Raw genomic sequence first — 11396 nt, 5'->3', positions numbered from 1 at the left:
CGGCCTCGCCGCTCGACCACGAGCCGCGGTCGCCGACGACGAGCCGCGTGCGCGGCGGCTGGTGCTGCACGTCGCGGTCGATGCGCGCGAGCCCGGCGTCGCGCAGCGGGGTCGTCGACCAGCGGCTCTCGGCCACCCAGTCGTTCGCCGCCGTCGCGAGGGCGAAGGCGTCGACGTCGTCGTCCCGTCCGAGGAACGCCCCGGTCGCGATCGTCGACACGGCGTCGAGGGTGAGCGGGGCGGCGCCGGGGGCGAGGCCGATCTCGGTGTGCGTGCGGAACGCGGGCACCGCCTCCTGCGCCTCGAGGACGCTGATGACGACGAGGCCCGAGGCGTCGTCGCGCTGCTCGATCCGCAGCCGGGCCGTGCCGTCGTCGTCGACGTCGGCCTCGTGCGACACGTGCCGCAGGGCCGCGCCGAGCACGGTGTCGACGTGCCGGAAGCTGCCGGGGAACCGCCCGTGCCCGAACGCCGACACCTCGACCAGGGCCTGCAGGAGGCGGTCGGGCACGTGACCGTCGTCGCCCGGCCACAGCGCGGGCGCGACTCCCGGCTCGATCGCGATCAGCGCGACAGGCCCGTCGTCGGGCAGGGCGAACGTCAGGTGCAGGGCCCCGGTGCCCCAGTGCAGCCGCCGCACGTCAGCGCACCGCGGCCTTCGCGGCGAGCGCCTCGCCGGCCGGGGCGGACCCCGCCTGCACCCACGCCCGGGCGTAGTGGTCGTAGCAGATCGAGTTGTCGATGCTCGAGCGGTCGGGGGCCGACTCGTCGCTGACGACCTTGCCGACGCGCTCAGGGTCGGGCGCGGCGAGCGCGAGCAGCTTCGTGTAGTCGTGGTGCGGGTCGAGGATGACGTCGTCCGCGGGCCCCCGCTCGACGACGCGGCCGCGGTACAGCACGAGGATCTCGTCCGAGAAGTGCCGAGCGGTGGCGAGGTCGTGCGTGATGTAGAGCACGGCGAGGTTGTCCTCGCGCTGCAGCCGGCCCATGAGGTTGAGCACGCCGAGCCGGATCGAGACGTCGAGCATCGAGACCGGCTCGTCGGCGATGAGCACCTGGGCGCCGGGGGCCAGGGCCCGGGCGATCGCGATCCGCTGGCGCTGTCCGCCGGACAGCTCGTGCGGGCGACGGGCGGCCATGTCCTCGGCGGGTCGCAGGTTGACGCGCTCGAGCATGTCGAGCACGCGCTCGTGCGTCTCGGCACGGCCCCTCGTGCGGCGGTGGATCCGGAGCGGCCGCGCGATGTGGTGCTCGATCGAGTGGAACGGGTTGAGCGACGCGAACGGGTCCTGGAACACCATCTGCACGTGTCGCCGGTAGACCGAGCCCATCACGGGCGTGCCGTCGTCGAGCGTCACGTCGATCGTCCCTGAGCTCGGCTTCTCGAGCTTCGCGAGCATGCGGGCGATGGTCGACTTGCCCGAGCCCGACTCGCCCACGAGGGCGACCGTGCGGCCGGGCAGCAGGTCGAACGACACCGAGTCGACGGCCCGGAACGCCTCGCGCCCGATGCCCTTGCGGACCGAGAAGTCCTTGGTCAGGTCGGTGACGTGGATGCTGGTCATCGCGGGTCCTCCAGGTCGTCGGGGTCGGGCAGCACGATGGTGCGGGTGTCCTGCTCGAGGGGCGAGCCCTCGTCGACGCCGGTGCGGATGAACGCGCCGCGCGAGCCGCTGAGGCTCGGGAACGAGCTGAGCAGGCGGCGCGTGTAGGGGTGCTGGGCGTCGGCGTAGATCTGCTCCGCGGTGCTCAGCTCGACGATCTCGCCTTGCAGCATCACGGCGATGCGGTCGCTGATCTCGAGCAGCAGCGGCAGGTCGTGCGTGATGAACACGACGGCGAAGTCGAGCTCGTCGCGGAGCCGGACGATCTCGCGCAGGATGTCGCGCTGCACGACAACGTCGAGGGCCGTGGTCGGCTCGTCCATGATCATGATCTGCGGCTCGAGCAGCATCGCCATCGCGATCATCACGCGCTGGCGCATCCCGCCCGACAATTCGTGCGGGTACGAGCGCAGCCGCACCGGGTCGACCCCGACGCGCTCGAGCACCTCGGCCGCCCGGGCACGGCGCTGCGCCTTGCTCAGCTGCTTCTCGTGCGTGACGAGCACGTCGTCGAGCTGAGTGAGGATCGTCGTCACCGGGTTGAGGGCGTTCATCGCGCCCTGGAACACCATCGACAGCTTCGACCAGCGGAACGCCCGCAGCTCCTGCTCGCCGAGGGCGAGGAGGTCGATGTCGGTGCCGTCGCGGTCGTGGAACGTGATCGAGCCCGTCGAGATGCGCGCCGGCGGCTTGTGCAGCCGGTTGATCGCGTACGCGAGGGTCGTCTTGCCGCAGCCCGACTCCCCCGCCAGCCCGAGGATCTCGCCCGGCGCGAGCGTCAGGCTCGCGGACTTGACCGCCGTGACCGGGCTCTCGACCTCGTAGACGACGGTGAGGTCGTCGATCGTCAGCACGGCGTCGCGACGGGTGCGGGGCCGGGACGCTGTGGGCGCCTCCTGCGTGGGGGTCATCGGGAGGCCTTCTTCGCGAGACGGGCGCGCTTGCGGTGCAGGCGCACGTTCTTGAGCTTGGGGTTGATGATCTCGTCGATCGAGAAGTTGATCAGCGAGAGGCCGGTGCCGAACAGGGCGATGATCAGGCCGGGAGGGCCGAACCACCACCAGGCGCCGAGCGGCAGGGCGAAGCCGTTCTGCGCGTAGAACAGCATCGTGCCGAGGGTCGACGAGTTGGAGGCGCCCAGTCCGAGGAACGACAGGCCCGCCTCCCCGAGGATGGCCGCGATCACCGCGAAGACGAACTGCGACGCGAGCACCGGCAGCAGGTTCGGCAGGATCTCGACCGAGATGACGCGCCACGGCTTCTCGCCGGCGACGCGGGCCGCGGCCACGTAGTCGCGGCTGCGGATCGACAGGGTCTGCGCGCGCAGCACCCGGCTGGACGCTGCCCAGCCGGTGATCGCCAGCACGATGCCGATCGTCCAGAGCCCGCGCTGCTCCTGCGGCACGAAGCCCGAGATCACGATGACGAGGGGCAGGCCGGGGATCACGAGGAACACGTTCGAGAACAGCGAGAACGCCTCGTCGGTGAACCCGCCGATGTAGGCGCCGAGGATGCCGAAGAAGGCCGAGAGGGCCGTCGCGAGGATGCCGACGATCAGGCCGATCTGCAGCGAGCCGCGGGTGGCCCAGGCGAGCTGGGCGAAGACGTCCTGCCCGGTCTGGGTCGTGCCGAGGAGGTGCTGAGCCGACGGGCCGGTGAGGCCGATGTCGCGGATGACGGTCGGGTCCTGCACGAAGAACGGGCCGACGATGCCGAAGAGCGCGATGGCGCCGACGAGGCCGAGCCCGGCGGCGAGCCACGGGGTCATGGTCGGCAGCATCAGCCGCCAGGCGGAGCGCCTCGGCTTGCCGAGGTCGGCGGCCTCGGCGGCGAGCTGCGAGGTCGAGTCGACGACCGTGGTGGTCGTGTCGGGGGCGACGTTCGTCATGGGTGCTGCCTCCTGCTGGGGGTGCGGCGGGCCATCAGCTGCGCGCCCGGGTGCGGGGGTCGATGATCCCGTAGAAGAGGTCGACGACGAGGTTGGCGCCGAGCACGGCGAGGGTGATGAACAGGAAGATGCCCTGCATCAGCGCGTAGTCGTTGTTCGTGACGGCCGACAGGAGCTTGCCGCCGATGCCCGGGTACGAGAACACCTGCTCGGTGACGATCGAGCCGGAGACCACGAAGCCGAGCGAGATCGCGAAGCCGGCGACGCTCGGCAGCACGGCGTTGCGGGCCGCGTAGCCGCGGAGGATGCGGCCCTGGCTGAGGCCCTTGGCCTGCGCCGTGAGCACGTAGTCCTCGGACAGCGTCGACACCATCATGTTGCGCATGCCGAGCAGCCAGCCGCCGATCGACGCGATGACGATGGTGAGCGCCGGCAGGAACCCGTACTCGACCGCCGACGAGATGAACTGCCAGTTCAGCCCCGGGTCGAGCACGACGTCGTAGCCGCCCTGCGAGGGGAACAGCCTCAAGGAGGTGGCGAGCACGTACACGAGGATCAGCGCGAGCCAGAAGTAGGGCACCGCCGCCAGCAGCGTGGTGGCCGGCACGAGCGAGTCGAGCCAGGTGCCCGGCTTCCAGCCGACGAACGCGCCGAGCAGGACGCCGAGCGCCGCGCCGATCACGGTCGCCAGGCCGACGAGGACGATCGTCCAGGGCAGCGACGACCCGATGACCTCGGTGACGGGGGTCGGGAAGTAGCCGACCGAGATGCCGAGGTCGCCCCTGAAGATGTTGATCAGGTAGTTCCAGTACTGCACCGGGAGCGGATCGGAGGAGTCGCCTCCGAGGAGGAGCTCGTACGCCTTGCGGGTGTCAGGGGTGACGATCCCCCCGCGTTGCTGCAGCTTCGCCAGCAGGATGTCCACCGGGTTGCCCGGCAGCAGCCGAGGGATCAGGAAGTTGATGGTCAGCGCGGCCCACAGGGCGACCGCGTAGAAGCCGAGCTTCCGGACGAAGTAGTTCACGTGTCCTCACCGGTCCTCACGACGACGAGCTCCTCCTCCGCCACGGCTACTCGCCGGCCGGCTTCAGGTTCTTGAAGATGATCGAGTTGTCCGGCGAGGCCCAGATGGCGGGGAACGCGTAGAGGTCGTCCATCGTGGGCCAGCCGGTGAACTTCGACGAGTGGTACTCGCTCGTCGTGCCGCCGGTGAGGACGGGCACGTAGGGCATGTCCTCGACGATCGCGGCCTGGATCACGTCGAACTGCGCCTGGCGCGCCTCCGTGTCCTCGGGGTTCGTGGCCTTGAGGGTCTCGAGCGCCGCGTCGACCGCGGGGTCGCTGAAGCGGGCCATGTTCGTCGGGGCCGCCTCGCCGACCGCCGCCGTGTAGGCGGTGTTGAAGTACTGGTCGTACAGGTAGTACGGGTCGGACGCGGCGCCCTGGCCGAGCGAGTCGATCGCGAGCTGGTAGTTGCCCTTGCTCTTCTTGTCGGTCCACTCGTTCCACGACGACTGCGAGGCGGTCAGCGAGATGCCGGCGGCCTTGAGCTGCTGGCCCATCGTGTCGATCGCCGTGATGTAGTCGGTCCAGCCGGTGACGACCTCGACCGTGAGCTTCAGCTCCTGGCCGTCCTTGGCGTAGATGCCGTCGGAGCCCTTCGCCCAGCCGGCGTCCTCGAGCAGCGACGAGGCCTTGTCCAGGTCGGGGGCCGCGGGGGCGACGGGCTCGGCGACGGCGCTCGAGATGAGGTCCTCCTGCGTGCTCGTCAGCGCGAACGTGGGCGACACCTCGCTGGCGGTGTCCTGGAACGCGAGGGAGTTCACCTGGTCGCGGTTCAGGGCGTAGTAGATCGCCTGGCGCACGGCCGGGTCGGTCTGGGGGCCCTCGCAGCCGAGCTCGGCGTTCGAGCAGGTCATCAGCGCGACCTGGTTCTGCGGGATCGTCACGGCGTCGTAGCCGGGGTAGTTCTTCGAGACGTTCTGGATGTCGGGCACCGGGCCGGTCTGCCAGTCGATCGTGCCGGCCGCGAGCGCGTCGGCGCCGGCGGTGTTGCCGGACAGCGACAGGTAGCGGACCTTCTTGACCGCGGGCTCGCCGCCCCAGTAGGTCGGGTTGGCGGCCAGCGTGAAGGCCTGCGCCTTGAAGTCGTCCATCGTGTACGCGCCGGTGCCGACGGGCTCGGCGATGACGTCGGTCGTGGGGTCGATGTCGCTCCACAGGTGCTCGGGCACGATCGGCGTGCGACCCAGCAGGGCCGGGCCGGTCACGAACGCCGGGTGGTCCCAGGTGAAGGTGACGTGCGTGTCGTCGGCGGCGGTGACCGTGCCGTCGAAGCCGTTGGTGTTGATCGAGGGGGTGTCGAGCAGCATCTCGAAGGTGAAGACGACGTCGTCGGCCGTGAAGGCCTCGCCGTCGGACCAGGTCGCGTCGTCGCGCAGGGTGACGTCGAGCTGCGTGCCCTCGGCGTTCCAGGTGTACTCGCTGCCGAGCAGGGGCTCGTAGTCCTCGGTGTTCACGTTGGTGACGAAGAAGAGCGACTCGTAGATCGCGCCGATGCCGCCGATGGACGACGGCGAGTACGGGTTGAAGTTGATCTGGTAGTCGCCGGCCTGGCCGGTGTACACGACGAGCGTGTCGCTCGGGCTGCTCGAGCCCGAGCCGCCGGCGGAGCAGCCGGTGAGGCCGAGGGTCAGCGCGGTGGCGGCGGCTGCCGCCCCGATCGCCCAGGCCCTGCGGACGGGCCTGCGGCCCGTGGTTGCGCGGAGGAACATCGTTGATCCTTTCCCAGGGCGCGACCACTCGGGGCAGTCGACGCCGACTTCGTTGTCACAGGCGGGCTGGGCCGCGCTGTCGGGTCATTGTTACCCGACTAAATTAAGTCCGTCAAGTTTGTGGGAGCAAGCCTCAGGAACCGTGACCGGACCGTTGCCGGGCGACGACGGGCGACGGGCGACGACCGGCGACGAGGAGGCGCGATTCAGGAACGGGGGCGGCTGCGGTCCTGAGGCGTGCACGGATCAGGACGGCGCCTCCCCCCGCTGCGGGACGCAGGACGGATCTTCCTGAATGAGGAGGGGGCGGGGGCGGGGTCAGCGGCGGGGCGGCGCGGTGGTGCCGCGCACCACGATCTCGCTGTCCGGGGCGCGGACGAGCATCTCGGGTCGTCCGTCGAGCATCGCGAGCACGGTGCGGGTCGCCGATTCCCCCAGCGACGGCACGTCGCGGCTCACCACGGACAGCGGGGGCGTCGCGAGCTGGCAGAGGGGCGAGTCGTCCCACGCGAGCAGCGAGAGGTCGCCCGGCACGGAGACGCCGAGGTCGGCCGCGGCGGCCAGGCCGCCCACCGCCATCGCGTCGTTGTCGTAGACGATCGCCGTGGGACGCCGCGGCCCGCGCAGCAGCCGGCGGGTCTGCGCCTCGCCGCTCTCGGCCGAGTAGTCGCCCGGCAGGACCAGGCCGCTCGCGGCTCCTCGTCCGACGGTGAGGTCGAAGGCCTCCGAGCGCGCCCGCGTGTGGCCGAGCTCGACGGGCCCGCTCACCCGCCCGATCACCGAGTGGCCGAGGCCCACGAGGTGCGCGACGGCCTGGCGCATCGCGCCCCGGTCGTCGACCTCGACGGTCGAGACGCCTCCGCCCTGCGGCTCCTGGCCGAGGACGACCGTGGGCAGCCCGAGGGCCGCGAGGACGGGCAGCCGTGGATCGTCGTCGACGAGGTCGGCGAGCACGACGCCGCGCACCCAGCCCTGGGCGGTCCAGCGGCGGAAGCAGGCGAGCTCGTCGTCGTGGTCGGCCACCAGCTGCAGCAGCACCGTCGCCCCGGCCCGCGTCGCCGCCGCCTCCATGCCCGCGAGGAACGCCGTGTGGAACGGGTCGATCCCCAGGCTGAAGGGCGCCCGGCGCTGCACGAAGCCGATGGCCGGGAGGGAGGGAGGCGCGCCGGCCGTGCCGGCGCCCACGGGCGGGGACACCAGTGCAGTATCGCCCACCGCGGGGACCACGGTCGACCTGCGGGGCCGAGGAGGCGCCTCCTGCGTCGCGAGGCCGGTCAGGACCTCGGTCAGGGCGCCACCGCCAGCAGCAGGCCGTTCGCGTGGCGGAGCACGGTCCGGCCCACGAGCGCGTCCGGGTCGAGGCTCGCGGCGCCGTCACGGCCCGCGACGCGGAACGTCGCCGACTCCCCCGCCAACAGCGTGACGAGCCCGCGGTCGACCGTCGCCCGCGGGTCGAGGACGTCGACCAGCAGGGTGACGTCGCGGGCGTAGCTCCGCGCCGTCACGGTGACGAGCCAGGCGTCGCCGTCGCGGACGACCTCGGTCGCGACGGGGTCAGGGTCGAGCCGCTGGTCGACGACCTCGGCCGCGTCCCAGACCGCCCGGCCCGAGCCGAAGTCGGGCAGCACGGCGACGAGCAACTCGGCGGCCGGGTCGAGCGCGTCGACGAGCGGGGACGGCACCGTCAGCTCGACGCTGCCCCGGGAGCCGACGGCCCCCGGCACGACGACCTCGTCGAGCACGTCGCCCGCGAAGGTCGTGCGGCGCAGCACGACGTCGCCCGCCCACGCGTCGTCCACGTCGTTGAGCAGAACCACGGCGAGCGAGTCGCCGCGCGGCTGGATCGTCGCGAGGCGCGGCGCGTAGCAGTCGCGCAGGGCGAACCAGAGCGGCTTGCGGTGCTCGTCGAAGTCGACCGCGGCCCACGACGTGACGGGCCAGTCGTCGTTCAGCTGCCACACGATCGTGCCGGTGTTGAGCGGCGCGAGCGACCGGAAGTGCTCGACGCCGAACCGGATGGCGGCGGCCTGGTTGAGCTGCGTGGCCCAGTGCCAGTCCTCGATCGTCGCGGGGGCCGGCAGGTGGCCCTGCATGCCGCGCTCGAGCTTGAGGTTGCCCTCCTCGGCCTTCTGGTGCACGAGCATCTGGTGGCCGTAGGGGTCGAGCGGCTCGTCGTGCACCGAGCCGACGAGCGTCGACCAGGCGGGCGGGCCCTGGAACCCGAACTCCGAGACGAAGCGGGCGGGGTACTCGCGGTAGGCCGTGTAGTCGCGGCGGTTCCAGACGTCCCAGATGTGCATCGTGCCGTGGCGGTGGTCGTTCGGGTGCACCTCGTCGGACGACGCCAGGGGGTCGCCGAACGAGAACGGGCTCCCCGGCGAGTAGGCGCGGGTGCCGTCGAGCTCGGCGACGAGCCGCGGCAGGAGCTCGCGGTAGTAGCCGTCGCCCCAGGTGCGGCCCTGCAGCTCGGTCTTCCAGCCCCAGTCGACGAAGCCCCAGATGTTCTCGTTGTTCCCGTTCCAGATGACCAGCGACGGGTGCGGGCTGAGCCGGGTGATCGCCTCGCGCGCCTCGGCCTCGACCTCGACGGCCAGCCAGTCCTCCTCGGCGTAGGCCGCACAGGCGAACAGGAAGTCCTGCCAGACGAGCACGCCGGCCTCGTCGCAGGCGTCGTAGAAGTCGTCCGACTCGTAGATGCCGCCGCCCCAGACGCGCAGCAGGTTCATGTTCGCCTCGGTCGCATCGGCGACGCGACGCCGGTAGCGGTCGCGGTCGATCTCGGTGACGAACGCGTGGTCGGGGATCCAGTTCGCCCCGCGCACCTGCACGACGCGCTCGTTCACGAGCACGACGAAGGGCGTGCCGTCGGCGTCCGGCGTCGTGTCGACGCGGACCGTGCGGAAACCGACCCGCGACGTCCAGGAGGCGGTCGTCGCGTCGGGCGCACCGCCTCCTGCGCCGTCGTCCACGGGCGCCGCGGTCACGCGGACGCCGTACAGCGGCTGGTCGCCGTGGCCGAGCGGCCACCAGAGCCGCGCGTCGGGGACGACGAGCTCGAGCGCGGCCTCGGCGGTGCCGACCGCGACGTCGACGCTCGCCTCGGCCACGCGGTCGCCCTCGGGCGAGGTCACCTCGACGGCGACGCGGTGCTCGCCGGTCGTCACGCCGTCCCACTCGAGCGCGACGCGGGCGTCGAGGGTGCCGGTCGCGCCGGTCGACTGGGGCGCCTCGTCCACGCGGACGAGCGGACGCACCGAGGCGATCCGGACGCCGGACCACGAGTCGAGCCCGATCGGCCGCCAGATGCCGGCGCCGGCCACGTCGACGCCCCAGTCCCAGCCGAACGAGCTGGCCTGCTTGCGCAGCATGTTGAAGGGGTGGTGGTTGACGTGGGGCAGGGCACCGTGGAGCTCGACCCGGGCCTCGGCCTCGGCGACCGGGGCCGCGAAGGTGACCGTGAGCGCGTTCCGCCCCTCGACCAGCGCCTCCCTCACGTCGACGCGGTAGCTGCGGTGCTGGTTCTCGGTCCGGGCGACGACGCGGCCGTTGAGCTCGACCACCGCGACGGTGTCGAGGCCCTCGGCGACGAGGTCGTGCCGCACGGACCCGTCGTCGTGCCAGGTGAAGGTGGTCGAGAAGCGCCACGAGGTGTCGCCGATCCACTGCTGGGCCGACTCGGCGTCGCCGTCGAACGGGTCGGTGATCAGGCCGGCGGCCAGCAGGTCGGTGTGCACCTGGCCCGGCACGGTCGCCGGGACTCGTCGGCCGGCCACGGCGTCGGGCACCGGACCGGTGACGGCCTCGACGGTCCAGTCGTCGTGCAGGGGGGAGAAGACCATGGTGTCCCTTTGCGTCCAGGGATCTCCGACCCCTTCGTCAAGCAGCCTAAGTAAGCGGCTCAGACCCTAGACTACGGGTTGGAGGTACCACATGGTCAACCCGCGCCTGCTCTCGAGCGCCCCGACGAGCCGCGGGCTCGCCTTCGACCTGATCCGCTCGCAGGGGCCCATCAGCCGGGTCGAGCTCGCGGAGCGCACCGGCCTGACGCAGGCCACCATGTCGAACGTCGTCCGGCAGCTGATGGTCGACGGGCTCGTCGTCGAGGCGGGCCGCCGCGAGTCGACCGGCGGCAAGCCGCGCACCCTGCTCAGCATCGACCCGCTCGCCCGCTTCGCGCTCGGCGTGCAGCTCGGCGCCGACGCGGTCACGGTCGTGCTCACCGACCTCGGCGGGGCCATGGTCGGCCGGCTGCGCACCCACGGCGTCTACGGCGAGGCTCCCGACGCGGCGGTGGCGCGCATCGCCGCCGTGGTCGCCGACTTCCTCGCCGGGCTCGGCGTCCCCGCCGAGCGGGTCGCGGGCCTCGGCCTCGTGACCCCGGGGCCGATCGACCTCCGCCACGGCAGCATCCACGGCGCTCCCCCGCTGGAGGCGTGGGCCGGGTTCCCCCTGGTGAGCGCCGTCACCGAGGCGACCGGCCTGCCCGTCGTCCTCGACAACGACGCCACCGCGGCCGCCATCGGAGAGTTCTGGGGCGGCTCCGTCGCCGACTCGGCGGCGCACTGCACCGTCTACTACGGGGCGGGCATCGGTGCGGGCATCGTGCTCGACGGCGTCGTCTTCCGCGGGGCCAGCTCGAACGCCGGCGAGCTCGGGCAGGTGATGAGCCGGGCACCCGGGCCGTTCCTGGCGAACACGACGGTCGAGAAGCTCGCGGGGCCGGTCGGCGTCGCGCTCCGGGCGCGCGCCGCGGTGGCCGCCGGGCGCGAGGCAGGCTTCGCCCTCACCGGCCTGACCGACCCCTACGCCGACTTCAGCGTCGTCGCCACGGCGGCCGTCCACGGCGACCCGCTCGCCCTCGAGCTGATCCGCGACTCGGCCGAGCACCTCGCCGCCGCGGTCGTCTCCATCGCCAACGTGCTCGACCTCGACTCGATCGTGCTCGCCGGGCCGAGCCTCGCCATCGCCGGCGCCCTCTACCTCGAGGCGGTCCGGCGGCGCGTCGACGAGGACTTCTTCGCCCGGGCCGCCCACGGCGTCAGCGTCGAGCTCTCGGCGTACGTCGCCGACGCGGCGGCCGTCGGCGGGGCGGCGCTCGTGCTGCAGCGCGAGATCACGACCCGCTCGGCC

General features: G+C 72.2%; 9 protein-coding genes. 1 reads left to right on the top strand and 8 read right to left on the bottom strand.

The window, feature by feature from the left end; all coding sequences use genetic code 11:
- The 8 genes from RWM17_RS07935 to RWM17_RS07900 form a co-directional block, all read right to left on the bottom strand.
- A partial coding sequence (locus RWM17_RS07935; protein WP_314102541.1) for a hypothetical protein occupies positions 1-640 on the bottom strand: 640 nt, incomplete at its 3' end.
- Position 641: 1 nt separating this feature from the next.
- Positions 642-1565: an ATP-binding cassette domain-containing protein gene (locus tag RWM17_RS07930; RefSeq protein WP_314102540.1), complete on the bottom strand. Its 924-nt coding sequence runs from the start codon at positions 1563-1565 to the stop codon at positions 642-644.
- Positions 1562-2515, bottom strand: coding sequence for an ABC transporter ATP-binding protein (locus RWM17_RS07925; RefSeq protein ID WP_314102539.1), 954 nt, complete (start codon positions 2513-2515; stop codon positions 1562-1564). The genes RWM17_RS07930 and RWM17_RS07925 overlap by 4 nt, the downstream gene beginning before the upstream one ends.
- Positions 2512-3492, bottom strand: coding sequence for an ABC transporter permease (locus RWM17_RS07920; RefSeq protein ID WP_123547953.1), 981 nt, complete (start codon positions 3490-3492; stop codon positions 2512-2514). The genes RWM17_RS07925 and RWM17_RS07920 overlap by 4 nt, the downstream gene beginning before the upstream one ends.
- 34 nt (positions 3493-3526) lie before the next feature.
- The gene (locus tag RWM17_RS07915; RefSeq protein WP_314102538.1) at positions 3527-4516 is read right to left on the bottom strand and encodes an ABC transporter permease; all 990 of its coding nucleotides are present in this window, start codon (positions 4514-4516) and stop codon (positions 3527-3529) included.
- 46 nt (positions 4517-4562) lie between these two features.
- A complete protein-coding gene (locus RWM17_RS07910) occupies positions 4563-6266 on the bottom strand; it encodes an ABC transporter substrate-binding protein (protein WP_314102537.1) in 1704 nt (567 codons plus the stop codon).
- Positions 6267-6584: 318 nt separating this feature from the next.
- Positions 6585-7463: a substrate-binding domain-containing protein gene (locus RWM17_RS07905; protein ID WP_314102536.1), complete on the bottom strand. Its 879-nt coding sequence runs from the start codon at positions 7461-7463 to the stop codon at positions 6585-6587.
- Between the two features lie 89 nt (positions 7464-7552).
- Positions 7553-10105, bottom strand: coding sequence for a glycosyl hydrolase 2 galactose-binding domain-containing protein (locus RWM17_RS07900; RefSeq protein ID WP_314102535.1), 2553 nt, complete (start codon positions 10103-10105; stop codon positions 7553-7555).
- A gap of 91 nt (positions 10106-10196) precedes the next feature.
- Here RWM17_RS07900 and RWM17_RS07895 point away from each other — a divergent pair.
- A partial coding sequence (locus tag RWM17_RS07895; RefSeq protein ID WP_314102534.1) for an ROK family transcriptional regulator occupies positions 10197-11396 on the top strand: 1200 nt, incomplete at its 3' end.

The organism is uncultured Frigoribacterium sp., from assembly GCF_963515265.1.
Lineage (GTDB): Bacteria > Actinomycetota > Actinomycetes > Actinomycetales > Microbacteriaceae > Frigoribacterium.
This window is presented reverse-complemented; position numbering and strand designations above follow the sequence as displayed.